Annotated in this window: 25 protein-coding genes and 1 pseudogene; 7 read left to right on the top strand and 19 right to left on the bottom strand. The window is 69.6% G+C overall.

From position 1 onward, the window contains the following. Positions 1-275 precede the first annotated feature (275 nt). The 4 genes from ACFVVO_RS36290 to ACFVVO_RS36275 form a co-directional block, all read right to left on the bottom strand. Complete coding sequence (locus tag ACFVVO_RS36290; RefSeq protein WP_390060879.1) at positions 276-677, bottom strand: hypothetical protein; 402 nt, start codon at positions 675-677, stop codon at positions 276-278. 12 nt (positions 678-689) lie between these two features. Continuing rightward, positions 690-1,184, bottom strand: a complete 495-nt coding sequence (locus ACFVVO_RS36285) for a hypothetical protein (protein WP_390060877.1) — start codon at positions 1,182-1,184, stop codon at positions 690-692. Positions 1,185-1,323: 139 nt separating this feature from the next. Beyond that, positions 1,324-2,454, bottom strand: a complete 1,131-nt coding sequence (locus ACFVVO_RS36280; protein WP_390060876.1) for a cellulose binding domain-containing protein — start codon at positions 2,452-2,454, stop codon at positions 1,324-1,326. A gap of 285 nt (positions 2,455-2,739) precedes the next feature. After that, positions 2,740-3,762 carry a LacI family DNA-binding transcriptional regulator gene (locus tag ACFVVO_RS36275; protein WP_390060883.1) on the bottom strand — a complete coding sequence of 341 codons (1,023 nt, stop codon included), beginning with the start codon at positions 3,760-3,762 and terminating at the stop codon, positions 2,740-2,742. Positions 3,763-4,185: 423 nt separating this feature from the next. On the opposite strand from ACFVVO_RS36275, the pseudogene ACFVVO_RS36270 reads away from it, so the two are divergent. Next, positions 4,186-4,395 (top strand): annotated as a pseudogene (locus ACFVVO_RS36270) (dienelactone hydrolase family protein); the annotation flags it as partial. Between the two features lie 686 nt (positions 4,396-5,081). Here the strand turns inward: ACFVVO_RS36270 and ACFVVO_RS36265 are convergent. The 3 genes from ACFVVO_RS36265 to ACFVVO_RS36255 all read right to left on the bottom strand — a co-directional run bounded on the left by ACFVVO_RS36265 (position 5,082) and on the right by ACFVVO_RS36255 (position 8,758). Then, positions 5,082-6,287, bottom strand: a complete 1,206-nt coding sequence (locus tag ACFVVO_RS36265) for a cytochrome P450 (RefSeq protein WP_390060874.1) — start codon at positions 6,285-6,287, stop codon at positions 5,082-5,084. Further along, complete coding sequence (locus tag ACFVVO_RS36260; RefSeq protein ID WP_390060872.1) at positions 6,287-7,285, bottom strand: DUF1259 domain-containing protein; 999 nt, start codon at positions 7,283-7,285, stop codon at positions 6,287-6,289. The genes ACFVVO_RS36265 and ACFVVO_RS36260 overlap by 1 nt, the downstream gene beginning before the upstream one ends. Before the next feature lie 798 nt (positions 7,286-8,083). Continuing rightward, positions 8,084-8,758 (bottom strand): Type 1 glutamine amidotransferase-like domain-containing protein, encoded by a 675-nt coding sequence (locus tag ACFVVO_RS36255; RefSeq protein ID WP_390060881.1) that lies wholly within the window; start codon positions 8,756-8,758, stop codon positions 8,084-8,086. A 220-nt stretch (positions 8,759-8,978) separates the two neighbouring features. Here ACFVVO_RS36255 and ACFVVO_RS36250 point away from each other — a divergent pair, with 220 nt between their 5' ends. After that, positions 8,979-9,464, top strand: coding sequence for a VOC family protein (locus ACFVVO_RS36250; protein ID WP_390060871.1), 486 nt, complete (start codon positions 8,979-8,981; stop codon positions 9,462-9,464). Between the two features lie 252 nt (positions 9,465-9,716). Here the strand turns inward: ACFVVO_RS36250 and ACFVVO_RS36245 are convergent, their stop codons facing one another. After that, positions 9,717-10,076 carry an STAS domain-containing protein gene (locus ACFVVO_RS36245; RefSeq protein WP_390060869.1) on the bottom strand — a complete coding sequence of 120 codons (360 nt, stop codon included), beginning with the start codon at positions 10,074-10,076 and terminating at the stop codon, positions 9,717-9,719. A 185-nt stretch (positions 10,077-10,261) separates the two neighbouring features. Between ACFVVO_RS36245 and ACFVVO_RS36240 the strand changes: the two genes are divergently transcribed. Continuing rightward, on the top strand, positions 10,262-10,741 hold the full coding sequence (locus ACFVVO_RS36240; RefSeq protein WP_390060867.1) for an ATP-binding protein: 480 nt from the start codon (positions 10,262-10,264) through the stop codon (positions 10,739-10,741). A 384-nt stretch (positions 10,742-11,125) separates the two neighbouring features. On the opposite strand, the gene ACFVVO_RS36235 is transcribed toward ACFVVO_RS36240, so the two are convergent. The 3 genes from ACFVVO_RS36235 to ACFVVO_RS36225 all read right to left on the bottom strand — a co-directional run bounded on the left by ACFVVO_RS36235 (position 11,126) and on the right by ACFVVO_RS36225 (position 13,381). Then, positions 11,126-11,809: a hypothetical protein gene (locus ACFVVO_RS36235; protein ID WP_390060865.1), complete on the bottom strand. Its 684-nt coding sequence runs from the start codon at positions 11,807-11,809 to the stop codon at positions 11,126-11,128. 3 nt (positions 11,810-11,812) lie between these two features. Beyond that, on the bottom strand, positions 11,813-12,937 hold the full coding sequence (locus ACFVVO_RS36230; RefSeq protein WP_390060863.1) for an asparagine synthase-related protein: 1,125 nt from the start codon (positions 12,935-12,937) through the stop codon (positions 11,813-11,815). Between the two features lie 312 nt (positions 12,938-13,249). Further along, entirely contained in the window at positions 13,250-13,381 is a 132-nt protein-coding gene (locus tag ACFVVO_RS36225; RefSeq protein ID WP_390060861.1) for a hypothetical protein, read from the bottom strand. 188 nt (positions 13,382-13,569) lie between these two features. Between ACFVVO_RS36225 and ACFVVO_RS36220 the strand changes: the two genes are divergently transcribed. Then, positions 13,570-14,121 (top strand): hypothetical protein, encoded by a 552-nt coding sequence (locus tag ACFVVO_RS36220; protein WP_390060860.1) that lies wholly within the window; start codon positions 13,570-13,572, stop codon positions 14,119-14,121. A gap of 168 nt (positions 14,122-14,289) precedes the next feature. Here ACFVVO_RS36220 and ACFVVO_RS36215 read toward each other — a convergent pair whose 3' ends face one another. After that, positions 14,290-14,625 (bottom strand): hypothetical protein, encoded by a 336-nt coding sequence (locus ACFVVO_RS36215; RefSeq protein ID WP_390060858.1) that lies wholly within the window; start codon positions 14,623-14,625, stop codon positions 14,290-14,292. 1,112 nt (positions 14,626-15,737) lie between these two features. Here ACFVVO_RS36215 and ACFVVO_RS36210 point away from each other — a divergent pair. Continuing rightward, positions 15,738-16,082, top strand: coding sequence for a helix-turn-helix domain-containing protein (locus ACFVVO_RS36210; protein ID WP_390060856.1), 345 nt, complete (start codon positions 15,738-15,740; stop codon positions 16,080-16,082). Positions 16,083-16,568: 486 nt separating this feature from the next. On the opposite strand, the gene ACFVVO_RS36205 is transcribed toward ACFVVO_RS36210, so the two are convergent. Next, positions 16,569-16,742: a CsbD family protein gene (locus ACFVVO_RS36205; RefSeq protein ID WP_390060855.1), complete on the bottom strand. Its 174-nt coding sequence runs from the start codon at positions 16,740-16,742 to the stop codon at positions 16,569-16,571. 137 nt (positions 16,743-16,879) lie between these two features. Between ACFVVO_RS36205 and ACFVVO_RS36200 the strand changes: the two genes are divergently transcribed. Next, the gene (locus tag ACFVVO_RS36200) at positions 16,880-17,050 is read left to right on the top strand and encodes a hypothetical protein (protein ID WP_030338097.1); all 171 of its coding nucleotides are present in this window, start codon (positions 16,880-16,882) and stop codon (positions 17,048-17,050) included. A gap of 741 nt (positions 17,051-17,791) precedes the next feature. Here ACFVVO_RS36200 and ACFVVO_RS36195 read toward each other — a convergent pair. Together ACFVVO_RS36195 and ACFVVO_RS36190 are read right to left on the bottom strand one after the other, a co-directional pair. After that, positions 17,792-18,118 carry a metal-sensitive transcriptional regulator gene (locus ACFVVO_RS36195; protein ID WP_390060853.1) on the bottom strand — a complete coding sequence of 109 codons (327 nt, stop codon included), beginning with the start codon at positions 18,116-18,118 and terminating at the stop codon, positions 17,792-17,794. Continuing rightward, on the bottom strand, positions 18,115-20,925 hold the full coding sequence (locus ACFVVO_RS36190; RefSeq protein ID WP_390060851.1) for a heavy metal translocating P-type ATPase: 2,811 nt from the start codon (positions 20,923-20,925) through the stop codon (positions 18,115-18,117). The genes ACFVVO_RS36195 and ACFVVO_RS36190 overlap by 4 nt, the downstream gene beginning before the upstream one ends. Positions 20,926-21,130: 205 nt before the next feature. Here ACFVVO_RS36190 and ACFVVO_RS36185 point away from each other — a divergent pair, with 205 nt between their 5' ends. After that, on the top strand, positions 21,131-21,400 hold the full coding sequence (locus ACFVVO_RS36185; protein WP_390060849.1) for an SHOCT domain-containing protein: 270 nt from the start codon (positions 21,131-21,133) through the stop codon (positions 21,398-21,400). 163 nt (positions 21,401-21,563) lie between these two features. Here the strand turns inward: ACFVVO_RS36185 and tpg are convergent, their stop codons facing one another. The 4 genes from tpg to ACFVVO_RS36165 form a co-directional block, all read right to left on the bottom strand. After that, positions 21,564-22,121: a telomere-protecting terminal protein Tpg gene (gene tpg / locus ACFVVO_RS36180; RefSeq protein ID WP_390060848.1), complete on the bottom strand. Its 558-nt coding sequence runs from the start codon at positions 22,119-22,121 to the stop codon at positions 21,564-21,566. A 13-nt stretch (positions 22,122-22,134) separates the two neighbouring features. After that, positions 22,135-24,402 (bottom strand): telomere-associated protein Tap, encoded by a 2,268-nt coding sequence (tap, locus tag ACFVVO_RS36175; protein WP_390060847.1) that lies wholly within the window; start codon positions 24,400-24,402, stop codon positions 22,135-22,137. A gap of 125 nt (positions 24,403-24,527) precedes the next feature. Further along, positions 24,528-25,931, bottom strand: coding sequence for a sensor histidine kinase (locus tag ACFVVO_RS36170; protein WP_390060845.1), 1,404 nt, complete (start codon positions 25,929-25,931; stop codon positions 24,528-24,530). Next, positions 25,928-26,647, bottom strand: a complete 720-nt coding sequence (locus tag ACFVVO_RS36165) for a response regulator transcription factor (protein WP_390060843.1) — start codon at positions 26,645-26,647, stop codon at positions 25,928-25,930. Before ACFVVO_RS36165 ends, ACFVVO_RS36170 begins: the two co-directional genes overlap by 4 nt. Positions 26,648-26,871 lie beyond the last annotated feature (224 nt).

The following is a 26,871-nucleotide window of genomic DNA, read 5'->3' as shown; positions in this document are numbered from 1 at the left end:
CGTCAATGCGGCCATCAACATCAAACACGCGGGCGGGCAGCCCGTGTCAGCCTGTGGAGACCTCGCCGCCAGGCGGTCTGTGAAGCAGGAACCTGTAAGCCGGGCGACCGGCCCAACCCCCTACATAGGGGAACCCCCCTCGTTCACGAGGGGGAGGACGTCAATGAGCGTCGTAGTCGGACTGCCCGGCCAACCACGACGCTGACAGCACGGGGGTTCGGTGCAGAGCGCGGCTGCCTGTGTCTGATCTCGAGGTGGCCGATGTCGCTGACGGGTCAGGGAGTTGCTGCGTCCTTGAAGGTGGTGAGGAGCGCCCCAGCGTGCTCTCGAAAGGCGTTGTCCCGGTGGATGATGTGGTCTTCGACTCCGGAGCGCACGATCCGCGCGTCGCCCTCGGCGAGGACGGCGAGCCGGCGTAGGTGGTCAGCGGTCAATGCGTCGGCGCCCAGGGCTTCGAGTGTATCGCAGGCGCCCGCCGGATCGGCGTCCACTTCGGCGGATCGCAAGGCGGCCGCCGCGAGCGCGGTGCGGTCCAGCGCGTCGGGTCCCGTCACGGCTGTGAGGGCCACCACCGCGGCCGGTGCCTGCGCCGGATCGTCGAGCGCGGCTTTCAGACGGGCGGCGAGCGGCCGTGCCGCAGGGCCGAGGAGGGCCGTCGTGCGGGCAGCCCGCGCCACTGACCACCGGGATCAAGGGCTTTGTTCGGCGCGGGCGAAGACCGAGTTCAAAACGGCGACCGCCTCGTCCGCTTTCCCCGTGACGCGCCACAGAGCCTCGGCGAGCTCCGTGTCCTTGCCCAGCGGGCGTGGTGTCGTTGTCGGGGCCGCTGAGCGCCTCACGCAGGACCGGCGCCAGCGCCGCTCCACGGGCACCGAGCGCACCGGCCATTCTGGCGGCCTCCCTGAGCTGCCCGGCACCACGCCGGATTTCCTGTTCGAGACAGTGCAGCAGGGGCGCGATCTCACCGAGGAGGTCGTACGGCCCTGCACTTCAAGTACCGGCTCGTACCCGTGGAGGTCCAAGGACTCGACGTCCTTGCCCTTGATCCTTGTGACGGTCCTGGCCCAGCGACCGGCACGGTCGGTGAGCGCCAAGGATTCCATCCATCCGTCTGTGCCGGCGTACAGGGGCGTCCAGCGGTAGGCATCGATCCCGAACTCGCCGTCGGGGCCGATCACCGCCATCTCGGTGAGGTGGTTGTCGGGGCCCGCCCGGCCGTGGTGACCGAGAGGGGCGGGCCCCGGGTTCGCTGCCCGATCCACGGTGCGCTCCACGGGAGGTGGGAGGCCGCCGCGCGGCGTACGCGCAGCCGCACCAGGTGGGTCATGCGGTGCCGCAGGCGCTCCCGTTGAGGCTGAAGGCCGCAGGCTTGGTGAAGATGCCGCCGTACGTCCCCTGGAAGCCGAAGGAGACCTTGCCGCCGGCCGGGATCTGCGCGTTGTAGGCGACGCCGCTCGCCGTAACGGTTCCGGACAACCCGGTCAGATCGGCCTTCCAGGTGCCGGTGATCTGCTGCCCGGCCGGCAGTGTGAACCCCAGCTTCCAGTCGTTGACGGGGGAGGAGCCGGTGTTGGTGACGGTGACGTCGGTGGTGAAGCCGCCCTGCCATACGTTCGTCGCGTACGACACGGTGCAGGCCGTGGGGGTCCCGGGGTTTCCGGAGTCCCCGCCGCCGGTGTTGATCGTGGAGGAGAACGAGGTGACCGCGAGGCCGGTGCCGTTCTGCCAGGGTTCGAAGCCCGCCTGAACGCTGGTCAGATACCAGTTGTTCTGCGCCAGCCCCCGGGAGACGGCCTGCCGGACGAAGTCCATGACGTCGAAGTTCCAACTGGCGATCGCCGACGGGGCGACGAAGGACAGGACGTCGTTGGAGCCGTTGTTGCCGGACCACACCTGCCACTGGCGCCCTGCCACGGTGGCCGTGCCCACCTGCGAGCCGACGGGCTGGATGGAACCCACCTTGCTGAACCAGACCATGATCTCGGTCCGGTTGACCCCGTCGGTGCGGGGCGTGGGGTCGAGCCAGATGTCGTACGCGGCGTCGTACGCCGCGTCGCTCACGTAGCTGTAGGAGATGCCGGTCGGTGCGCTGGATATGGCGCTGAGCTGCGCCGGGAGGCGGGTGCCCGGCGAGCAGTTGGTGTAGTGACAGCCGTTGTAGAGGGACGGGTAGGACTTCGGGGCGCCGTTCGTCGGGACCGAGCCGTCGGCCTGGGTGATCCTGAATCCCGAGTCGGTGGCGGTGATGCACTGGGTCTGGCTGGTGCCCCAGCGGTTGTTCTGAACGACGTAGCGGCCCTGGATCGTGGTCGTGCCGAACGGTTCGCAGATCGAGGTGTCGGCGTGGGCCGCCGGGGCGGAGCCGAGCAGCGCCGCCAGGGTGGCGAGCGAGGCGAGTAGTGCGCCTAACAGGGCGTGCGTCCTGGTGGGGAGGGGGTGCCGTGAGGTTCGCATACGGGTCCTCTCGGAGGGGTGGGGAGAGATCGCGGGGAGCGCCAGGACTGACGGTTTGGGAGCGCTCCCATCACCTCCGTTTCGGGGGACTGTAGGAGAGCGTCGTGACCCTGACAAGTCAGTGAACGGGATCCCGTCGAAACTCTTTCGAAGGTGCAGGTCGGCACCGTGAGGCGGGCGCGGCGACTCGACGGCCGCTGACCTGGGAGCGCTCCCGAAATCCGTCGGGCACGCCGCTCCACCGCACACGCGGGTTCCCGCCGTCCCGCCGGTCGGCGGCGCCGCTCAAGCCGAGTCGCGCAAGACCAGTTCCGTCCGGAGGATGACGTGACGCCATGCCACGGACGGCTCCTCGATCTCCTGGAGGAGGAGTTGGACCATGGTGCGGCCGATCTCCTCGAGCGGCTGACGCACCGTCGTCAGTCGTGGCGCGGTCCGCTCGGCCAGCGGGAAGTCGTCGAAACCGATGACGGCGACGTCCTCCGGCACACGGCGTCCCGCCGCTCGCAGCGCCGCCAGGGCGCCTTCGGCCGTGGTGTCCGAAGCGGCGAGGACGCCGTCGATCTCCGGATGCCGTTCGAGGAGCCGGGCCATGGTCCGGTGGCCGCCCTCCTCGGTGAAGTCGCCCTCGCCGACCCACGACGGCCGGGCGTCCAGGCCGCCCAGTGCGAGGGCCTCCTGGTAACCGCGCAGCCGGCACTGGGCGACGTACATGTCGAGCGGCCCGGTGATCGTGGCGATCGACCGCCGTCCCGTGGCCAGCAGGTGGGTGACCGCGCTGCGGGCGCCGCCTGTGTTGTCCGCGTCGACGTAGCTGACGCGTTCGTCGCTGGAGCGGCGTCCCATCAGCACGGTCGGCATCCGGGCCTCGGCGAGCATGTCGGGCAGCGGATCGTCGGCGTGAACGGACATCAGCAGGACGCCGTCGACCCGCCCGCCGCGGGCGTACTCGAGGAAGCGCTGCCGCTCGGCGTCCGAGCGGACCAGGGTCAGCAGCAGTTGCGGCCCGGTGCCGGCCAACGCGTCGCCGATCGCGTGGACGATCTCGGAGAAGAACGGCTCGGCGAACTGCCGCCATCTGGGCTCCGTCATCACGAGCGCGACGGCGTCGGCCCGCTGCCCGGCGAGGGAACGCGCCGCCAGGTTGGGCACGTAGCCCAGTTCCGCGATGGCTCGCTGCACGGCTCGCCGCGTCGACTCCTTGACGCCCGCCGCGTTGTTGACGACACGGGAGACTGTGCCCCGGCCCACCCCGGCGCGGGCGGCCACCTCCTCGAGTGTCGGAGCGCCCGGCTGCCGCCTGCCCATGACCACCTCCCCGGAGATCACCGATACTACGGCGCGGACGACGCCGGGCACAGGTCTTGCCGCGGCTCCGGACTTCGGGATCTCCGTGCCGGTCCGGGGATGCCGGTACGTCCGCTGGGGGCTGGTCCGTATGGTGCCGCGGCTCGCTGACTCGCTCACGGCAGGGCCTACTGCTGCGGCAGGTGGACCTGACATCCGATGTGCACGGCCGGTCGGTCAGGGGGTGCCAGGGCGGCTGCGAACAGGGGGTCCGGCGGATCGCCGTCATACCCGGGGCCACCCTCCGAGGCGGCAGTCCTGACCCGGCTCGCGGAATGGCGGAACTCGTGAGCCACCGCCGAATTTCAGAGGCACACCGGCGGTGTTCTGCCGGTGACAGAACACCGGCCTGTCCGGGCTCGACGATCACTGCAGTCCCGTCGCATGACTACGGTCACACGACGCAAGGTCGAGTACCCGGCCGACGGCCTGACGATGATCGGGCACCTCGCGCTTCCGGCCGGCATCGGCCGCCGGCCCGCGGTGCTGCTCGGACCAGAAGGCCCGGGCCTCAGCGACGTTGAACGCGGCCGCGCCGATGCGCCGGCCGAGCTGGGACACGGGGTGCTGGCCTTCGACCTCCACGGTGGGCGGCCGCCCCGCCGGAGCTGATCGTCCTCCTGCGGCCGCTGCCGGCGCGCAACGAGTCTTCGCGTACGGCGTGGCCGTCGCGTGCCTCCGCGTGTCCGGGAGCTGCGCGGCCCCTGCCACGATCTCCGGAAATAACGCCATCTCGGTGACGCGCCTTAAGCGCAGCACCACCCGGCACGCATCAACGGAGAGCAGCGCTCGGAGCCCGCCCCACGTCGGCTCGCCGGCCCAGCCCGGCCGCAGATCCGGCGTGGATACGGCAGTGCTCAGCATGGGCTCCGGCAGCGTCCACGTCACACCGGTTCCCTTCCACCAGGCTCTGTCCTGCCTCCTGCGACTGGCTCCAGGTCAGTTGGCCGGCGGTGCTCGCAATCCAGAACAGTGCCACTCCACTCCGGCCCGCATCCGGGCTGTGGACCGTCGTACCGGCCTTCCGCGTCACCCCGGATGCTGGCCGCGAGGGTGCGCAAGTCCTTCTACCGGCCCTGCCGCCGGGCCGTGTCCATGGCCCGGCGCATCTCGTCGGCGAGGTTGATGGGACGCCTGCGCTCACCGGCCGACCTTGCACGATGACCCCCGACGACGGCCATACCGCGAGGCCACCGACCCGGACGCCGTGCAACGCTGCTCAGGGTCAGCCGGTGATCGCCCCGTCGTCCTCCACGCCGGCACGCCGCGCTGCGAGGCGTCTACCAGGCCACGGGCAACTCAAGTGGGAACCTTCTGATCGTTTTCGTGTCCCATCGCACTTCCTCCGGCGCCACTGCGAGCCTCAGACGGGGGAATCTCTCCACCAGCCGGCCGATGGCCACTTCGAGCTCTGCCATGGCCAAAGGCATTGCGATGCATCGGTGTCCGCCCCAGCCGAAGGTCATGTGCGGAGCGCTGTGACGGTCGAGGTCGATGACGTGCGGGTCCGGGTAGCGCTCCGGGTCACGGTTGGCTGTCAGGTACGACACGTGGACGAAGTCGCCTGCCCGGATGTGCGCACCGTCAAGTTCCACGTCCTCGAGAGCCACCCGGGGGATTCCGACCCCTTTGCGGAACGGGATGCAGCGGAGCATCTCGTGCAGGACGTCGGTCATGGTCTCGGGGCGGCTCCTGAGGTGCTGCAACAGCACGGGACGGGTCAGGAGCAGATAGATGATATTGCTGATCTGGCAGGTTGCCGTGTCCTGGCCGCTGAGTGCCAACGTCAAGGTCATGACCGACAGTTCTCTGTCGTCGAGCTGTTCGTCGCCTTCCTGCGCAGCGGCCATTGCGCTGATGAGGTCCGGGCCCGGTGACTTCCGGCGTTGTGCCACCAGTTCGGCGAAGTAATCCGCCAGATCCGCCTTGGCCTTCGTGGCGGCTTCCTTGTTCTCCGCACCTACGACGAGCAGTTGGTGCACGGCATCCTGGATCCAGGGCCAGTTCTCTCGTTTGATACCGAGGAGGTCCAGGACGGCATGTTGGGGGAGCTTGTCCGACAGGTGCTCGACCACGTCCGCCGGCGGTCCTTGTCTCTCCATGTCGTCCAGCAGGCGATCCGCAAGCTCGACGATCCGGTGCCGCATAGCGTCGACCTGCTGCTGCGTGAAGGCCTGCGAGGCCAGGTGACGAACGCGACTGCTGTGCGGTGGGTCCATCACGTTGATCGACTCTGGAGAGACGATGGGCTCCGGCGTCATCCTGGGGTAGTCCTGACCCATGATGCCCGCCCTGCTGAACCGCTGGTCGGTGGTCACCTGCTTGACGGCGTCGAAGCCCGTGATCAGCCAGGCATCCGCGTCGCCGTAAGGCAGCCGGATGCGTACGGGGGTTCGGCGCTCCATCAAGGACCCGAGCGAGGGATCGAAATCCAGGGCTCTGCTGAAGTCGAATGAGCAGGTGAGCGTCTCGTTGTCCGCGGTCATCAGCCGGCTCCTCCGGGCATGGGTACGACGTTGGTGGTGTCCACGGCCTTGCGAACGGCTTGGGCAAGTCTGACCGCGTTGCCGACGGCCCAGTAGTGGACGAAGAACAGGCGTGGCTGGTCTTCGAGGTTGTGGTGGTGCAGCTCGACGAGTTCGACGCCACCGCGTCGAAGGGCCGTGAGGACGGGCTGGACCTCGCTGGCGATCATGACCAGGTCGCCGCTGAGGGCGGCTCTTCCGCCGCCGAGTGGCTGGAAGTTCACGGAAGTGGTGGACCCCAGCCCCGGAGGCAGCACCAGATGGCCGTCGGCAACGGCCTCACGACGGACATAGGTGCTCTTGTAGATCACACCGTCAGTGATGCCCTTGACGCCCATTGCGGCGTCGATTGCGGTGGTGTCCAGGTCGACGGGTGGCGAGGAAGCGGCGGGTTCGGCAGGCGGGGTACCGGTGCAGTCGAATGCGGCGCGCAGGCCCCGGGCAACAGCCACCGGATCGTGACCGTGCGCGTGCACGTGGACCCACCAGACGGCCGGCTGGTGGGCGAGCAGGTGTTTGTGGATGGCGGTCTGCATGATGCCGTGCTGCTGCAGGACATCGCAGAAACGCTGCAGTTCGCCTTCGGTGACCACGGTGTCGCCCATCAGGAGCGTGCTGAGGTCCGCGTACCGGACGAAGGACACGTGCGTGCCCAGGGCGAGCGCGGGGTCGACCAGAACGCCTCGAGAGAAGACTTTGAGGTCCAGGCGCGGGAAGGCTGTGTGGTACATGAATCGCTTCATGTCACCAGGCCGGCCCAGTGCCGCGCCCACCTTGGTCCAGTCCGCCAGCTTGGTCATCACCGGTTCGACCAGGGCGTGGTCCTCCCGGCGGGCGGACAGTGCGTCGGCCCGGGCCGGCGCGGCGCCCAGCGCGGGCGCGAGGGCGGCCGCGGCCAGCACCCGGCGCCGCGACGTCGTGAGTGGGGGTCGTGAGTCCTGCTGTCGGTCGTCAGTCATGGCATATGCCTCCTGGCTCGATCGAAGCATCGGAATCCGTGTTGTCCGGTGATCGACGCAGCCACATCCCGCAGGTGGACTAACCCACGAATGAGAGGCGTGGCCCAAACCGGTGGCGCTCGCCCCTGCCGCCCTGCGGAACGCGGCTGCGCGAAGGACTCGTCGTGCGGGCATGGCGTCCATCCCAAGCGGATCCGTACTTCGCGGATCGAACTGAGTCATCCGTGAGGGCCGGCCTACTGCGCGCGGTGATCAGGATGGAGCGGCGACCCCAGCACGGACCGAGCTCGCTCCGGAGCCGGCAAAGGATGTGACCGCTGCAGGCTGCATGCGCATCACCGACATCACCGGGGCGGGGGACCGCATCGTCGGCTACGAGGCCAGACACGCCGATAAGTTTGAACATCACTTTGAAGCGACGTCACAGTTCTGGAGCGTCATCCTGGTTGGCAGGAGAACCAATCGAGAAATCTCGTTCTGGAAGGCATCTACCTGGCCACTACCGCAGCAGTCGCCACAAGCGTGGCGGCCCGAACAGCGCAACACCGTCGAACACTGCGTCAACAAGCTCAAGCACTGGCGCGGCCTGGCCACGCGGTACGGCAAGACCGCCCCTATCCATCTCGCCGCGCTACGCCTTGCAGGCATCATCGTCACCCCTCAAGCGGCAGATGTTCGGCCACGCCGGCTCCGAACTCCTCCGCAAGCGAGTTCTCCTCACTCCGTAATCCGATCGCTCGACCTCGATCGAGAGCGCCGCCCCCCAACACTGCGCCACGCACGCTGCGGAAGAACGCTTCATGAGGTCGGGTCGAACAGCTTCCAGTGTCCCTCGGAGACCACTTCGACGACGCCGTCGGCCACCTTGATGGCGGTCTGCTCGTCAATCGCATACGCCGGCCCCGCGATCCCGGCCGCCCATCGTTCCGCCTCGGCCATGGTGTTCTCCGGACAAGCCGGATGATCCAGGTGTGGGAAGATCGAAAAATCAACCACGCCCAGCGCGCTGTCGCCGCCGGTGGGCGGCTTCCAGCCCACGAATTCCTCTCCGATGCGGGGGGTCATCACCATGCTCCCGGCACTGAGTCCCACGTAGACCGTGTCGGGCATCGACGGCAGGAGTTCAGCCAGCCCGGACTCCCGCATCCAGTGGCCCAGGTACAGCGCGTCACCGCCATTGACCAACAACGCGTCGGCCTCCCGAACCCAGGAGACCCAGCGCGCCTTCTCGATGCCGGGCAGCGCGGTGAGCTCCAACACGCCCACCGACTTCCACCCCAGCCCGGTCATGGGGCAGGGGGATCGCCCGCTGATGAATCGCCATGGCCCGCCCGGATCGGCGTCAGGGGCCCCGTACCCCGCAGTGGGGATACAGAGGGCGCTGGACTCGGCGATCGGCCTACCCAGGAGGCCGACCAGCGCATCCTGGATGCTCGCGTTCTTGATACCGGAGTCGGTGAGGAGAAGCTTCATCATGTCCTTCCCGAGGATTCATGAATTGATTCCAGGTCAGGAGTCATCCTCCACGAGTCCAAAACCTACAGGGAAGCCCTCCAAGGGCAGGGATTCCAGGTGGCCTGCAGGCCGGCACGTGCGGGGCCACATCGACGCTTGACCTCAACCAAGCTTGAGCTTTTAGGTTCCTTTCAGAGCCGCAGGAACCGACCAGCGGTGCTTTTCAGAGAGGTACGCCGTGACCGAGCACACAGCCCACATCGAGATCCCCGACCGCTACCGCTATGCCGTGATCCCGCACATCATGGTCGCCGACGCCGCAACGGCGATCGACTTCTACCAACGGGCGTTCGGCGCCCGTCAGGACTTCAGGATCGAAGCTCCGGGTGGCGGGATCCTGCATGCCGAGATCACCATCGGAAGGTCGACCCTGATGCTGGGCGACGCCGGCGAGGGCGAGACGGAGGCCGCTTCCTTCGCCGCGCCGACCTCCCTCGGCGGAGGTACGTCCGTCGCGCTGCACGTCTTCGTGCCGGACGTCGACAGCCTGGCGGAGCGCGCGGAAGCCGCTGGCGCTGAGATCATCCAGCCGCCGAAGGACATGTTCCATGGCGACCGCACCGTCATCCTCAAGGACCCTTCCGGTCACATGTGGGTCTTCCTGACCCACGTGGAAGACGTCTCGCGGGAAGAGCTTATGCGCCGCCTGGCCGCCGCCGGGTGACGTCCTCTTCACATCGAGCCCTGTACTCAGCACGGTTCACCACCTATGGGTGCCGCTTCGCTCGCCGTGGTGCGGGCAAGGTTGCGCGGGGTCGGCTGGACGGGGGGCCATCCGGCATGGTCCTCGCACGGTAGTGGAGGGGAGTTCGGTCGGTACTTCTTGCGTGCCAGGGGTGAGCCGGTCCATTCCGAACGGGCGCCGTGGTTGCCTCTGCCGGATCATCCACGGCGCCGGTCCGTAACGGGATCGGTGTCAGGCCCCGAGGGCTTCGTGGAGGCTGGTGTGGCAGGGGATGACCGTGTCGACCCCGACGATCTGCAGGGTGCGCAGTACGGAGTCGGTGATGCCTGCCAGTCGCAGCCAGCCGTCCGCCTGTGTGAGGGCGTGGTGGGCGGTCAGGAGGACGTTGATGCCGCTGGAGTCCATGAAGGTCACGTGCCGCATGTCGACGACCACGCGCGGCCGGTCAGCGGGAGCGCTGACCTCCAAGGCGCTGATCAGGGGGCCGGCGCTGGTGTGGTCGATCTCGCCGGTCACGGTCACGACGGTGATGCCGTCGATGGCGGTGGATGCCACCTTCAGCAGTTCGGGCCCGCGCGCGTTGTCGTCCACTACGGTTTCCTCAATGTTCTCGATATCCGGTTACGAGCTGGCATTTTGCCTGGAACAGTGCCCAGCATCGTATGAGGCAACGCCCATGTGTGGCCTAGCCAACAGACGCTGACCGACTGACGCGTGTGCGCGGGCCGATCACGGGTACCAGGGTCTGGACATGTGAGGTGGTAGAGGCGGATCGGATGAATCGAGCTTTGTCGGGTGAGGGCAGCACGGTGTCCCACGGCGACGGTCACCTACGCGCCGCAGCGGCCCTGGACGGACAGGGCGGCTGCATCGCCGAGGCCCGCCACCTGGCCGCCGACTTCCTGTCCCAGGCGCGGAGCGAGCACCAGATCCCTGTCTCCCAGCGTGCTCTGGAGCTGACACAGCTGGTGGTGAGTGAGCTCGTCACCAACGCCCGTAAGTACGCCGCAGGCCCGATCCTGCTGGATCTGCGCATCGCCGGCGATCTGGTGGAAGTGCAGGTGTGGGACTCCAACCCGGGACTGCCGATGGCCCGGGCTGCTGACGTCAGCCGGGTCGGGCAGCACGGGTTGGAGATCGTGATGGCCGTCTGCCAGAGCGTCGAAGCCACACGGGAGCCGGTCGGCAAGCGCATCACGGCCCGTCTGCCCCTCACAGACGACGCCTCCGGCATCGACTGCACGCGCCGTCGATAGGCGCCAGTCGGGTCCACTGCACCGGTGCGATGCCGGGCGGATACCTCTCACGGTTGCCGATAGCGTCGAAGCCGGGGAGAGGGCTCTTGGCCGGGGCAGGTGAGCGGCATCCGGTCTGCAGGGGAGCAACAACCCGAACCGGATACCGCGTCTGTGGGGGCGGTTGGACGAAACGGCCACCTTCCGGTTGTGGCACGTGGCGCTGCGCCGCGCGGCTTCCTCAAGGATGCGCCGGCGGATCCACCGGCGGCGCCCGCCCTTTCCGGGATCAGCTCGTGGCGTGTCGTGTTCGGTGTCTGCGTAGCGCTGCTGTTGGTGAGTGGCTGCGCGTGGGTCGCTGGGCGGGCGGGCAGTCCACGTTGTTGGCAGCCGGCGCGAACAGGCTCAGGCGCCTCGCCGCGGATCCGGTGGAGCGAACTCGCGAAGCTGGGGGAGCGTCATGCCGGGGTCGAGGACGTGCGGGCCGACCCGGGCAACGGCGTGCAGGAAGACCTGGTCGTGTTCGCCCAACACCGCGACCCGGCCGGCATACCCGTGCCGACGCAGCGTCTCCGCGACGGCGAGTGCTACGACCGTGCACTGCCGGGACGTGCCCGGGAGGGCGAAGCTCAGCCGGGCCGCGGTCTCCACGCGGTCGAAGAAGACCGGGCGGCACACGGGCTCGCGGCCGCCGGGCAACGGGCCGCGCTCCATTGCCTGGCGTATGTCCCGCCAGCCGCCCACCGACTGTCGCAACCGGTAGACGCAATTGCGCTGCCACAGGGCCAGCGTCAACGCCGTCGGAGAGCGCAGGCCCTGTGCCGGTACGAGGTCCACCAGCCCGTGCTCGGCCAGCCAGGCCAGCCGCAGTCCAGGGTGCCGCCGGCGTGCCTCCGGGACCGTCATTCCGGCCGGAGCACCCGACAGCTCCTGAAGGAACTCCCACGCCTTGACGGGGACGCGCAGATACTTCCCGCGTGACCCGGCCAGAACGACCGTCGTCGGTCCGGCGGGACGGTCGAGGAGCCAGACATCGTCCCGCGCGCGCAGCAGGGCGGTCTCTGCCTGAGGTCCATCTTCGGGCTGCATGGCTCATCTCCGGTCGTCGGCGTTGTCGGCCCAGGCACACAGGGCCAGCAACCGGGTCCAATCCAGGCCCAGTTCGGCGGGGAGCACAGAGGGGCGCCAGAAGGCGTCGTCCAGTGTCACGCCGAGCCAGGCGGCGGCCGCCGTGAGCCGGTCGCGGTGCGGGAGCCGTTCGATGCCCCGCAGCAGTACGGAGATCTGGTTGACGACGCCGACCTTGCGCTGTTCGGTGATCCTTGCCGGCAGCCGGCGGCGCGCGACCAGCCGCAGCAGGTGCTTGTCCTGACAGCCCACCCGGACAGGCGCGAAGGACGAGGGTGGGATCGCGTCGACGCAATCCGCGAGAGCCTGGGACTCGGCGAGCGGCCACCGGCAGCTGATCCGGGCCTCGCTGTCGGCAGCGGCATGGAGATCGGGCCGCTCCAGCCACACCGCGCGCACCGCCGCGGCGGCCGACAGGCCGCCCGCGCCGCGAAGGCGGGCGAGCTGCGCCGTACGACGTACCGTCGCCGCCGGCGCGTCGGCCGCATACGTCCCTCGCCAGCGCAGCGCCATCTCCGCGCCCGTCGGCTGTGTCAGGGCCGGCAGGAACGCCCTGCTACTCAACTGCCTGACCAAGCCGGAGACGTACCCCGCGTCGTCGCTGCGGCGGCCGCGCCCGAGCACGGCGGCGGCGGCGAACAGGCGCCCGCCGGCGAGGAGGCCGGCGGCCAGCGCCGGGCCGGCGCCGAACAGTTCGTCCCCACCCTCTCCGGTCAGCAGGACGTCGGCTCCGGCGTCGGCGGCGAGCGCGCAGGCCTGGTCCCAGACGTGGCTGAACACCCCGCCGCGCGGCAGGTCACAGCCGCGGTTGAGTCGAAACAGCGGGTCCAGGGTGAACGGGGGGATGTCGTCCAGGATGAGATGGTCGCCGTCCAACTCGCTTGCCAGGTCGTTCTGGAGATCGCTCTCCAGGTCGCCACAGAGCCCGCCTCGGATCGAAACGAGCAACGGCGGCCTGCCGGTGACCTCCGCCGCGACCGCGGCCACGACCGAGGAGTCCAGGCCGCCGGTGGCGAGCACGCCCACCCTGGTGGCGCCCCGGACCGCGGCCCGGACCGCCTCGCGGACGTGCTGGTCCAGGCAGTCCACGGCCGCGTCCAGCCGGAATCTCCTACCTGGGTGAAAGGAATGTCGTACGTGTCGGCCGCCGTGCGCAACGCCGTCCGGGCGGAGACGGGGAACGCCATCCAGCATTCCGCGGTCGGGATCGGACGGGGCGAGGGGGAAATGCAGATAGTCGCTCACCGAAACGCGGTCGGGGCGGGGCGCCCCGTTTGCCCGTGCCATGTCCCATGCCGTGCGATCGGTCGTCTCCGCCGGGGAGGGCGGCCCGCCGCTGCTCACGTCGAGCGTCCGCGCCAGAACCGGTCGCGGACGCCCACGCGATGCCGTTCGGCCTGGTCAGCCGTGGCCACGGTTGTTCTCGGTCACCGACGCCCGGCCGTTGCGGGTAAGCCGGGCCGCCTCTCCGACTTCCTCGTAAAGGTCGTCTTCGACGGAGTCCTCGGGACGCGGTTCATCGGAAATGATCATTCGTCCTCCTTGGGCACCTTCCAACAGTGAAGCGCAACTTTAAGGCAACTGCGCCCGTTCACAAAAGAGTTAGGAAGTAGGCGAATATCAAACCGAATCACTCCTTACGTTGCTAGAGTTCGTTGTTCGACAGCGTCGTCTGCTTCGCACCGCGCAGACGAGAACGCGCCAATGACGGGGGGTACGTCATGAGTCATCCTGCTCAAAGCGCGGTCCAGGTGCTCCAGCAGTGGGCGGAGGCATCCTTCGAGCGGGTTCTCCCCTTCGAGCTGCTCGACCTGTCACCGTCGATATGGGGCTTCGGGGTCTCCCATCAAGGTGGCCTCACTCTGGTGTGGTGCGATGTCACTGACGCCTCGCCGCAGGACAGTTGGGTGGTCACACTCACGGGAGGCATCGCGCTGGATGTCCCCGACCCGGTCGGCGCCCTGGTGTGGAGCAACAACCGCAGCCGGCTCGGCGTGCACGGCAAGCACTACTGCGCCGTCGCCCGCGAAGGGAACGCCGCCGCCGTGGTCTACGAGGTGTCCCTCACCCACGTGCTGTTCAACCTGCTCTTTGGCGGGCCTCACGGGCCCGGCTCCTTCCAGTCGCTGGCCGGTCACGCGCGAGGCCTGCTGAACTTGGTGGTGCAGTCCGCCGCCGAGGGAGGCGCCGATGTCACCGGAAGCCTCGGCGGGCGTCTCTTCCCACCCGATGAGGACGGCCTGACCACGCTCTTCACCATCTCCAGCGGCTGACGACCGCCCACCGCGCATGTGTGCCTGGGTCCTCCTGGATTCGTCGCGGCGGCAGCCCCTTGCGCATCTGCTACTCCCGGCACTCTCCGGTCGCGTGCCGGCTTCGCGTTGCTCTCGATGAGATCGTGGCCCTGTCGTGGTCGCCCCACGCCCGGATGAAGCCCCGGATCACTCCGGATGGGCCACTGCCTCTTTCTGCAGTTGCACCGCCGCGAGCAGGCTCAGCTTCGGCTCCGCCTGGCGCAGTGCCTTCACCGCCGCGACCGAGGTGATGTCGCCGGTGAAGCCGACGGCGGCCAGTCGGGAGCGGACCCAACGGGCGCGCAGTTGGCTCTCGGTGGCGGCGGCGGTGGACTCGACGAGTGCGGCGGCGCGTTCCAGACCGGGGCGATCCTGCGGTGAGGCTTCTGCCAGCGCCCGACGCAGGGCCGCCGCGATCACGTCCGCGTCCCGTATGGCCAGCACGAAGTTGTTCTTCTTGCTCAGTCCCATGATTCCTGTCATGAGGAACAGCCTGACGGTCATGTTCTGCGCGCGCCAAGCGACTTGAGGAGCCTCAGAGGAGCACTTCAGCCTGGCGGACCATGGACCCGGTTATGTGCACGAAGTGCGCGGCGGCGCTGGCAGCCAACTGCTGGGCACGGTGTCCTTGAAGGTGGTGCCCGCGTCGCGGTGCGCCGCCATCTTGGCGCGACCAGCGCGACCAACGACCAGCGCGGCCTGAAGGTCGACGCGCCACGTGTGGTCGCGGGAGAGCGGTTTCGCAGGAGCCGGCACGAGAACCTGTTGCTGTGCCGTGCACGCGGTGTTCTTGAGCGTCCCCGTTTCGGGCCGACGGCGACCTCGTCGTTTTCCATCTCGGGTAGTTGCTTGGTGGACCGTTTGGTCTCGGCGGTGCGGTCGTGGCTTTTGCCTGCGCGGCCGCAGATGTACTTCATGAGGGCCGCGTCCCCAGGTTGCGGGACTGTGGGGGCGGGTGCTGCGCACTCTGGGCAGCGGACACTCGTCCCTGTCCGTGACGGCAGGCCTGCTGGGAGTCGCCGCGTGGGTCGTGCGCCTCGCTTGCCCTGGGTCGGTTGTGCCGCCGGGGGCAGCGTTCGCCTGCCGGGTCGGAGCTCGGCGGGTCGGTTTCCGATCTTACAGCACTCTTTTGGCTGTATTCGGGAATAATGTCCGAGTGTCGGTCGTGAAGGAAATCTGTCATGGCAGCAGTAGACATTGGAGCGTGGTGGGGCTACTGTTTTCGTCGTACCCAAGAAGTCGAAGTGGGCACGGCAGAGATGAACTGCCGTGCGAGCAGCGCAGCATGGCGCGACCCGGGCGGGTCGCGAGCAGTACCCGTATTCAGCAGTGCAGTCCAGTAGTCGAAGGTAAGGAGCAGAGCGCCATCAGGATCGCCCGGGCGAGGAAGTAGTCCGCTCGGGTACCGCAAGGCCCCGGATTGGAAGGTGGTCCCCGGTCACGCATTCGCGATCCCCGCAATCTCGCCCTCCAGGGCGGGCCCTGCGGACACGGAAGGCCGGCGCAGTCAGCCGGTAGATGGTGTTGAAAGCTCGGGGCCCGGGTTGTCGTACGGCAATCCGGGCCCCCCGACGCGTCTTTGAAAGAAGAGGTCTATGCCCCCTGCCAGAACCCGGCCCGTCGACAATCTCGACGACGACGACTACCCCGCCTACACCATGGGCCGGGCCGCCGAGATGCTCGGCGCCACCCCCGCCTTTCTCCGTGCCCTCGGTGAACACCGCCTGATCGCCCCGTTGCGCTCCGAAGGCGGCCACCGCCGCTACTCGCGCTACCAGCTGCGCATCGCCGCCCGCGCCCGTGAACTCGTCGACCAGGGCACTCCCATCGAGGCCGCATGCCGCATCGTCATCCTCGAAGACCAGCTCGAAGAAGCTCAGCGCATCAATGAGCAGCTGCGCATCCAGGGCGGCCAGCCGCAGCCGAACACCTCGGCCTGACGAGGGCGCCGGGGCCGGCCGGAACTCCGGCCCAGAGCGGATCCGGCCCCCGTCGCAATCCGCGCCGCCTCACGCTTGGCCTGGAGCCGGTACAGACAGCACGGCACGACAAAAGGACCCCGGCGCCTCATGCCGGGGTCCTGGGGTATCTGGATCAGTAGCTCGCCGCCACGGAGACCCTGGACGTCCGCCTGCGCCTTGAGGTCGCTTTTGTCCGCCGGGTGCTCGGCGCTGCGGAGGAGCGGAGGCCTGCACACGCCCTGCGGCGCCGGCCCGACCGTCACCGAGAGCACTCTCCTGCCTCGGCTCGCCCGCAGCCATGACGGCCCGATGGCGGAGACCGTCCGGACAGAAACCACCGGAGCCCGCGGAGGCCACCCCAGGCGGTCGACGGGCGTGGAAGTGCCGGCGGTTCCGGGAACACACAAATGAAGGGCTGTCCCAAATTCATCCTGGGACAGCCCTTCACTCGTGCGTCCTGGCGGCTCAGTGCTTGAAGGCGCCCTTGGTCTCTTCCTTTGCTTCACGGGCGTCTCCCGTGCTCTTCTTGGCCTGCCCCTCGGCGGCCATGCGGTCGTTCCCAACGGCGCTTCCCAGAGCCTCCTCGGTCTTGCCCTGAGCCTGCTCGGTCTTCGCCTTGGCCTTCTCACCGGCACTCATGGAACACGCCTCCTCGTAGTGTCTTTGCCGCTGTCGCCGTGGAGCCCTGGTGCCCCCACCCTTCCTTAACAAACAAGGCGTCATCGGCGAATGATGGTGCTGACGAAGGGCATCCGGTGGCCAGGAGGTTGATAACAATGGTTCCCCTGCTTCTGGTTCTTCTGCTGGCTCTGATCCTCTTCGGTGCGGGTTTCGCCCTGAAGGCACTGTGGTGGATCGCGGTGATCGTTCTGATCGTGTGGCTGCTGGGCTTCGTCGTCCGGTCCGCTGACGGCACGGGCCGCAAGGGCCGCTGGTACCGCTGGTAGGTGCAGGTCCTCGGTCTGAGGAGCGCTGCTGGTAGCGGAGGTTGACGTGGGGCCCGGCCGGGTACGGCCGGGCCCCACGTCGTGGTTGAGGGCACCTTCCGCTCGGGCGGCGGGGATGGATCGGGCGTATCGGGCGCCTCGGGGGGTATGTGTGCGGTGCATCGGCCTCGCAGAAGCCGCAGTGGAACCCTGCGCCTCCTATCTCTGCGGGGCCGATGCACCCTACGTGGCGCGTTGACCGCCCAGTTCGCGGCGCTACGCCCGGACGCGTCCGGTCGTCCCTGTGCCCGATCGGTGGAGAGGCTCATCCGATCGGGAAGCCGGCGAGCTCAAGGTCGCTGAAGGCGATGTGCAGGCCGTGGGCGCGGCGGGCGGGCCGGGCGGTGGCTGTGCGGGAGCAGGCTCCGTGGTAGTCGTTGGCTGGTGCCGGGGGCCGGGATGCCCGATGCCGTGGTGTATCGGCCGCGATGAACGGCCATCGCCGGCATGGCCGTGTGGTGCATGACGGCAAGCCCCGCGCGGGCGGCACGTGCGTGAGGGCGGCGGCTGTTCCGAGGTGGACGATGACGGCAACGCGTGCCCACCGCAGCGCGGTGCCGCGGACGCCACTTGGCCGGGGGGCGGCTGTCGTCATGGCTTCCGTCCATGTTTCGGGTGGTCCGGCTTCTGGCCGTCAATATACCCGGGAGGGGTAAGGCGGCGACCGCAGTGACAGATGGAAGAGGGGCACAGCAGCCGTGACTACAGGCGCAGGGCGCGGCGCAGGGTGTCGGTGAGTTCGGCGAATTTCTCCTCGGCCCCGGCGGAGTCGGTGCGAGCGGCCCGGGTGACGCAACCGCGCACGTGGTCGTCGAGGAGATTGAGGGCGACTTCTTGCAGAGCGCGGCTGGCAGCGGTGATCTGGGTGAGGACGTCGATGCAGTAGCGGTCGTCGGTGACCATCCGGGAGATGCCGCGGATCTGGCCTTCGATCTTGTTCAGGCGAGCCAGGTGGTCGGGCTTGCGGTCCGCGTAACCGGGCGCGTTCGGCTCACGGGCGTCTCGTGTGAGGGCTGCGGCCGTGGTCATCGGTGTGTGCCTCCTTCGCTCATGCCGCCGCCGGTTGCCCCGGGGGCGTAGCGGCCGGGGTCGGCGTCGAAGACGTCGGCGCAGTGGGTGGAGCAGAAGGAGTGGGTGCCCGTGGCGGTCTGCCGGTGTTCGGCAGCGGTGGCCTGGTCGACCTGCATGCCGCACACCGGGTCGGCGACCGTGCCCAAGCCGTCGTTGCCACAACCCGGCCGGTGCCCGTGGACTGCCCCTGTTGCGGTGCTGTCGGCCGGAGCTCGGTCGGCAGCGGACTCGACCCGGGGCCGGACGGCGGCGGGCCGGGCATCGGGCAGCGGCGGGGTGTGCCAGCGGCGCAGCCGGGAGGCGTTGGTGACAACCGACAGGGAGCTCAGTGCCATGGCTGCGGCGGCGATGATCGGGCTGAGCCGGATGCCCCACAGCGGGTAGAGGGCGCCCGCGGCGAGGGGGATGCCGACGGCGTTGTAGACCAGGGCGAAGAACAGGTTCTGCCGGATGTTGCGCATGGTGGCTCGCGACAGCCGGATCGCGGTGACAACCCCGCCGAGCGAGCCGGAGATCAGGGTGATGTCGGCGGCCTCGATGGCGACGTCGGTGCCGGTGCCGATGGCCAGTCCGACGTCGGCGGCGGCCAGGGCGGGAGCGTCGTTGATGCCGTCGCCGACCATGCCGACGGTGCGGCCCTCTCCTTGCAGGCGGCGGATCTCGTCGGCCTTGTGCTCGGGCAGGACCTCGGCCAGGACCCGGCCGATGCCGACCTGGGCGGCGATGGCGGCGGCGGTGCGGGCGTTGTCGCCGGTGAGCATGACGACGTCGACGCCGAGACGCTGCAAGGCGGCGATGGCCGAGGCGGAGTCCTCTTTGACGGTGTCGGCGACTGCGAGCACACCGGCGGGACGTCCGTCCACGGCGACGAGGACAGGGGTCTTGCCGTGGGCCGACAAGCCGGCGGCGACGGGGGCCAGGGCGGTGGTGTCGATGCCGACGTCGGACAGGAGCCGGGCGGTGCCGACCAGCACGGCGTGTCCCTCGACCGTGGCCTGCACGCCTTTGCCGGTCACCGAGCCGAAGCCGGCCGCCGCGGACAACTGATGGCCGCGGTCGCGCACGCCGGTGACGATGGCCTGCGCGAGCGGGTGTTCGCTGTCGGCCTCGGCTGACCCGGCCAGCCGCAGCAGTGCCGTCTCGTCGAAGTCGTCGGCGGGGCGGACGTCGGTGAGCACGGGCCTGCCCGCGGTGACGGTGCCGGTCTTGTCCAGCACGACGGTGTCGAGTTCGTGCGCGGTCTCCAGGGCTTCGGCGGAGCGGATGAGGATGCCGGCCTGGGCGCCCTTGCCGGTGCCGACCATCACCGAAAGCGGCGTGGCCAGGCCCAGCGCGCACGGGCAGGCAATGATCAGTACCGCGACCGCGGAGACCAGGGCGAGGGTCAGCGCGGGGGAGGGGCCGACGGTGAACCAGACGGCGAAGGCGCCGATCGAGATCGCGATGACCGCGGGAACGAAGTACGCCGACACGGCGTCGGCGAGCCGCTGAATGGGGGCTTTGGACGCCTGGGCCTGCTGCACCAGACGGATGATCTGCGCGAGCATCGTGTCCGCCCCGACCTTGGCCGCTCGGACGCGCAGGGATCCGGTGCCGTTGACGGTGGCCCCGATGGCCGTGTCCCCCGTGCGCTTGGTCACCGGCATCGGCTCACCGGTGACCATCGACTCGTCCACCGCCGAGCTGCCGGAGAGCACCTCGGCGTCGACGGGAATCTTCTCTCCCGGCCGGATGACGAGCACGTCGCCGACCACGACGTCCTCGACGGGGACCTCACTCTCGGTTCCGTCCCGTACGACGTGTGCGGTACGGGCCCGCAGGCCCAGCAGCGCGCGGATGGCCTCGCCGGTGCCGGCCTTCGCCCGGGCCTCCAGCAGCCGCCCGACCAAGATCAACGTCAGGATGACGCCGACGGCCTCGAAATAGACCTCCCGCAGGTTCTGCGGCAGGAGACCGGGGGCGAGGGTGACCAGCAGGCTGTAGCCGTAGGCGGCACTCGTACCGAGGGTGATCAGGGAGTTCATGTCGGCGGCGCGGTGCCGCATCGTCAGCCAGCCCGTCACATGTATGGGCCACCCGGTGTAGAACATCACGGGCGTGATCAGCGCCAACTGAAGCCAGTGATTCAGCATCCACCCCGGTATCCAGCCGACGCCGAACAACTCGTGCGCCATCACCGCGACGAGCACCGGCGCGGTCAGTACGGCGCCGACCACGACCCTGCGGGTGAGGTCCCCGATCTCTGCCTGCCGCTCGGCGGCGTCTGCGGCCTCCGACTCAGCCGCAGTCGGTTCCTCACCCGCCGAGGGAGTGCCGGTGCCAGTCGAAGCAGGCAACGAGGGCGCGGTCGTGCTGCCGTGCCCGTCAGGCGTGGGCGGTGCGGAGTCGTCCGCGGGTTCGACCAGCAGCGTGCCGTGAATCATGTTCATGCCGCAGGCGAAGCCGAAGGAGCCCGGACGGTCGGGATTGAGCCGCACGGTGGTGCGCGTATGGGCCGGCAGCCCCGCACCGACCTGCAAATCGGGGAAGACCACACGGGAGGTGCACTCACCCGCTTCCTGCCGGTCGAAGACCACCTCCACCGGCGTGCCCTGACGGACCTTGATCAGGTCGGGACTGTAGCCGCCCCGCACCGTCACCTCCACCCGCTGCACCCCGCCGTCCAGCCGGGCGGCACCGGCGCGGCGCGGACCGAAGAAGTACCAGCCCAGCGCGCCGACAAGCGCGGCCGAGGTCAGGCCGACGACGATGTCGAGGGCACCCATGGGCTGCTCGCCTCCCTTATCGGCTCCCTTTCTCCAGCCTGCGCCCGGCTACCCCTACCTGGTAGGGGCGGATCGGCCCACCGGTCCGGGTCATCCGGCCCCAGACCGCCGCTCCCGACAGCGGAATGATGCAGGTGGAGGCAAGAAGTGGCGGGGTGCGCTTCCGTATCCGGCCAGAGAACAACGCCGAAACAGGTGAGTTGCGATGATGTTCTGGTACGACCACGGCGTCGGCGGCTGGGGCTGGTTCGCGATGTCGGCCGGCATGATCGTGTTCTGGGTGCTGATCATCACCCTGGCGGTGCTGCTCTTCCGCGCCCTGAACCGGCCCCAGGAGCACACGCACACCCATACCCCGGCCACCCCCTCGGCAGAGGACATCCTCGGTGAGCGGCTGGCCCGCGGGGAGATCGACGAGGACGAGTACCGGCGCCGCCGGAACGTGCTGCACGCCGGACCCCTCACCAAACGCTGAAACCCAGGGTCCGCACCGGTGGCGGCTTGGCGCTCGCCTGCGCAGCCAGGGCGGACTCCGCACCGCGGGCTCTGAGGCACCGCTGCGGCCAGGGGGTGGAACCGCTCTCCGCATCACCGACGCCACTGCGCTTACGGCCCGTGGCGTCGACGCGCCGGTCTGACTACAGCTCGAACTCGAGGTCGAGGAGGTCGGTGAGTTCCACTTCGAGGCCGTGGGCGCGGCGGCCGTTGTCGCGGAAGTAGACCTCGCCCAGGGCTTCGGCGGCGATCTGGCGGAGCTGGTCGTCGGTGAGACCGGCTTCCTGGGCCTGGAAGAGACGTGCGGCGTGGCCGGGTGGCAGCGCGAGGGTGAGGTGGCGCACGCGGGCGTCGTCGGTGCTGCCGGGGGCGGCGGTGTAGCCGAACCGGGCGCGAACGTCGATCATGATGCCGCCGGTGGTGGCCGCGGCCTGCTTCGCCTTGGCCCTGATCTGCGGCTGCCAGCGCGCCCGGACCTCACGCTCGAGGCGGTCGGCGAGCTCCGGGCGGGGCTTTTTGATCTGGTTCTTCACATAGCGTTCGACGGTGCGCTGGCTGATGCCGAGCAGCTCGGCCACGCGCCGGGTGCTGTGCTGGTGCTGCCTGACCAGGTAACGCATCTGTGCCCCGGCGGACTTCGGGACCGGGCGCGTGAACGCGCCCTGCACCGCCTTGTCGAGTCCTTCGCCGATCGTGGCCATCGCCGTGACTCTCCTACTCTCCTGTGTCCTTGGCGGTGACCTCGCCGGTCTTGATGTAGCGGGCGAGGTTGGCGACGTGGCCGTCACCGGCGAGCTGCTCGAGCAGGTCCGCCCCCCACAGCACGCTCTGTGTGCCCTCGTGCTTGACCATGCCGGGAGACACCCCCAGCCGGAACGAGCCCGGCACGGTCTTGCCGTCGGTGTCGTAGGGCAGGACGTCCAGCGGGCTGGGGCCGTCGGCGGCGTACACGGCGCAGTCCGAGAGCACCGCGACCGGATACTGTCCGGTGGCCGCCGCCAGGTTGAGCATCTTGCGGTGCATGTTGATCCGGGCCCGGGAGATGACCGCGGCGCGGATGTCCGGCCGCCACGTCGGGCGGGCGAGGGCGGGCCAGGCCTGCCCCGGCTTCCATCCGCCGCCGCGCGCTTTCTCCTGCAGCTTGCCGATACCGCCCTTGACGGTCATCTTGACGGCGTCCACGACGATTCCCAGCTCCGGATCACGGCTCTTGTAGCCGTCCATCGCCTTCAGGAACTCGTGCGGGGGCAGCTTCTCGCCCACTCCCAACTCCGCCATGGTGGCGACGTAGGCGTCGCGCAGCCGTTTGTACCAGCCGTCCAGGAACCGGCCGCTCTCGGTGCGCACCCAGGCCTCGAGCGGGGCGACGTCGTAGCCGAGCTCGACGGCGTACGCGACCGTTGCGGTGGTGTACCAGGCCGGGCCCTCGGGGCGTTCGCCGGTCGGCGTGAACGGGCTGGGCAGCAGATCACCGTCGAGCTCACGCCACTGCTTGCCGACCTTCACATGGTTCAGGTCGACGGGGGAGAGGTCGACCAGCCAGGAGCCGGGCAGCGCCGCATCGAAGGCCGGGTTGGTGACGTGGACCGGCGGCGAGGCCAGGCCGACGACGGCGCCGTTGGCAGCCGCACCGAAGGCCAGGTTCACGTCGATGCCGACCAAGTAGCGCTTCATGCACTCGGCGTCGGTCAGATCCCGCGCCCAGTCGTAGGCCTCCTCGAACAGCCGCTCGCCGGGGCCACGCACGTGGAAGCGGGGCAGGTGCGCCAGGACGGGGTGCCCGTCGGTCGCCTCGCACGGCGCCGGGTCGATGGGTTCCGCACCCAGCGAGCCGGGCCGGTGCTCGCGGTGCCGCCTGCCTTCATCGTCCGGCTGGCCGGCGCGGGTCGGCGGGTTGAGCGCGGTCATCAGCTGCAGCCCCGTCACAGCGGTGGACCCGACCGGCGTCACGACCCGCTGCGCGTACACGCCCAGCACCCGGGCGAGCTCCGCCGGTTCCAGCTGCGCGGCACGGCCCCATGCGCGGGCGTCGAGGGCGCGCCACGAGGGGATGCACAACTGCACGCAACTTCGGCGGCCCCCGTGGGCGGGGCGGTAGATCCGCGCCCATGGTCCCAGCCCACGCTTGGTGAGCTGCCACTCCGCACGCTGCAGCTGCTTGATGACCTTGTGCCCCTCCGGGAGCCGCCCGGCAAGCCGCTCCTGCTCCGACAGCGCAGCGGGCAGGCCGTAGCGCTCGCACGCCGCGTCGGTGAGCACCAGCAGGGGGTCGGCGTCCTTTCCCGAGCCGTGCAGCCTCTCCGCCCCGAGTCGCGCCTCGGTCAGCGTCCACTCGACCAGCGCGGGCAGGGACTTGGCGGGCACGTCCACGATCAGGCCGCCGATGCCGTAGCCGGTCACATTCCGGTCGGCGTCGGCGTCGAGGACGAGTAGCGGGCCGTGCGCGTACGCGCCGCCAGGCGCGGGCGTCTTCGCCGGGGCAGCCTTTTTCGCGCCCGGGCGGCGCGAGGCCGTCGTCGGCCGGGTGGCAGGCGCCGGACGTGACGTCGCAGCCGGGGCGGGAGCGGTGGCGGGGACAGCGGGCGCGGTGGTGTCGGACGTGGCCGACGCCGTGGCCTCGGGCACCGGGCCCGCGGGCGCAGGCGGCGCCTGCGGTGCCGTGTCGGGGGTCGTCTGCGGGGCAGCGGGGTCCCTGTGGTGCGGCGCAGGGGTGTTCTCCTGCGGTGCACCGGTGCTTTCAGCGGCGGGATAGAGCTGCGTGAGCTGCTTGAGCAGACGCGCGTACGCCTCCCGCTGCGGCGGACGCGGCTCGGTCTTGCCCGCCTCCCAGTCGCCGACGGTCGCGCGACGCACGCCCAGGGCGGCGGCTACTTCATCAAGGGTGAGCGCATGAGCCTGGCGCAGTCGCCTTCGCTCTGCCGGCGGCGGCAGCGGCGACCGGGACGCCACCAGCGCGTCCACTGCGCCGAACAACTCGGACATGAAGCACCTCCGACCCCAGCCTAGCCCACTTATCGCGTACATCTAGCGTGCGAATATTGTGCATTCTGCGTACGGATGACCTGTGGGGGGAGGCCGACCCGGATCGGTCGGCTGCCTGGTACGGGTCATGGCGTCGCGGCTGCCGGTGTCGCTCGAGGTGACCCGCCTGCGCCGCGTGACCGTCCGCCGATCACTGGGCGCATCCGCACGGCGGCGTCCAGGCCGGTGCCCTGAGCTGGGTGCAGGGTGATGTCGCCGCCCGAGGCGTGGACGAGGTGGCGGACGATGGGCAGGCCGAGGCCGGTGCCGTCGTGGTGGGAGTCGCAGGCGCGCCAGAAGCGGTCGAAGGCGCGGTCGCGATCGGCCTGCGGCATGCCGGGGCCCTGGTCGATGATGTGGAGTTCGACCCCTGGCGCGCGGTGGAGGGTGATGGTCGTGCCGGGCGGCGAGACGCACAGGGCATTGGCGAGGAGGTTGTCGATGACCTGCTCCATCGCTCCGGCAATCGCCCACACTCGCCCGGTGGGTCGGCCGGTGACGGCAAGGGCGACGTACTGTTCAGCGGCCAGCGGCTCCCACATGGCGACGCGGTCGGCGATGACGGTGTCGAGGTCGACCGGTTCGGGGGTGGTGGCGCTGTTCTCCAGGCGGGCCAGGGCGAGTAGGCCCTGCACCATGCGGCTGAGGCGATCGACCTCGCCGACGGCTTCCTCGAGGCTGTCGTGGGCGCGGGGGTCGAGGTAGGGCTCGAAGTTCTCCAGGCGCAGGCGCAGTGCGGTGAGCGGGGTTTTCAGCTGGTGGGAGGCTTCGGAGGCGAACGCTTGCTGGCCCTTGAGAAGTTGTTGCAGGCGCGTGGCGGTGTGAGTGAACGACGCTGCGAGGTCGCGTAGTTCAGGTGGGCCCGTAGTGGCGTCCGGCGGGTCGGTGAGCCGGCCGTCGGCCAGTTGGGCGGTGGCGGCCTCCAGGGTGCGCAAGGGACGCGTGATCCAACGGGCGAGGGTGAAGGCGACGATGGCCACGGCGGCCAGAATGCAGGCCCCGGCCAGGGCGAGAGCCCACCAGATGCGGTGGACGCGGGCGTTGACCTCGGCCATGGGATAGGCCAAGCGCAAGGCGCCCCGGATGGTGCTGCCGGAGGAGCCCGGCATGGTGGCCGACAACAGGTCGTCCCCGGTGGCCACGGTCGGCTGGTTGTGCAGGGCACGGGCGATGTCCGGCTGGGCGGCGATGCTGATTCCGGCACGGCCTGACGGGTCGGAGTCGGCCAGGACGATGCCCTGCCGGTCGGTGACGACGACGTGCCCACCGGTCCGGGTGGCGTAGTCGCCGACGATGTCGGGCAGGGCGTCGAAGTTGCCCTTTTCGATGTTCTCCTCGGTGACCTCGGCGAGCATCGAGGCGTCACGTTCGACGCTCTGGGAGGCGCGGGAGATCTCGGCGCGGGCGTAGATCCAGCCAAGGGGGATCTCCAGCCCGGCCAGCACGAGGACGGCCAGGCCGAGGTAGCTGAGCAACAGGCGTCGGGTCATCTGGCGGGTTCCCCGTCGGTACCGGGGACGGTGAGGCGGAAGCCGACGCCGCGAGCCGTGGTGATCCAAGCCGCGTCGCCGAGCTTGCGGCGCAGCGCGGCGACGTGGGCGTCGAGGGTCTTGGTGGGGCCGAAGAAGTGCGGATCCCAGACCGTGTCCATGATCTGCTGCCGCGAGTGGACCGTGCCGGGGTCCTCGGCGAGGTAGGCGAGCAGGTCGAACTCGCGTGGTGTGAGCGGTATTTCGGCTTTGTCTAGGTGTACCTGGCGGGTGCGGCGGTTGATCTCCAAAGCCCCGAGCGGCTGCGGTCCGGGGGTCTCGGGTGCTGCCGGGTTCGTTGGCGGGGGGAAGGCCAGTGTGCCGCTGGTGCGCCGGGTGACCGCCCGGATCCGGGCCACCAGTTCCCGCACGCCGAAGGGTTTGGCGAGGTAGTCGTCGGCGCCCAGTTCCAGGCCGACGATGCGGTCGGCCTCGTCTCCTCTCGCGGTGATCATGATGATCGGTACGGCGGAGCGGGCGCGCAGGCTGCGGCAGACGTCGAGGCCGTCCATGTCCGGCAGGCCGAGGTCGAGCAGGACCAGGTCCGGAGACCCCTCGGTGCCGGCGAGTCCGGCGGCGCCGCTGCGGGCGTGATCCACGGTGAAGCCGTACCGCCCGAGTCCTTCGGTGAGCGGGCCGGCGATTCGGTCGTCGTCTTCGATGAGCAGGAGCCGCATCGCGCAAGGCTCGCACAGCTGTGCCAGGAGAGTTGGGCTGTTCACGGGAAGCCGCCTGGGACGTGGGAGTCGTAGGGACGGTGAGCCGGCGCGGCTGCCGCCCGGCTGGTCGACACGGACAGCGCCAGCGGCCGGGCGACGGGAGCGGGGTGGCGACGACACCGACCGTGGGGAGTCAGTCGTCGGCGTGGTCTTTGTCCTCGCGTCCTTGCTCCTCCTCTCCG

Origin of the sequence: Streptomyces sp. NPDC058145 (assembly GCF_042884245.1) — a bacterium.
GTDB lineage: Bacteria > Actinomycetota > Actinomycetes > Streptomycetales > Streptomycetaceae > Streptomyces.
Note: the sequence above shows the minus strand (reverse complement) of the source record. Positions and strands in the feature narration are given on the sequence as shown.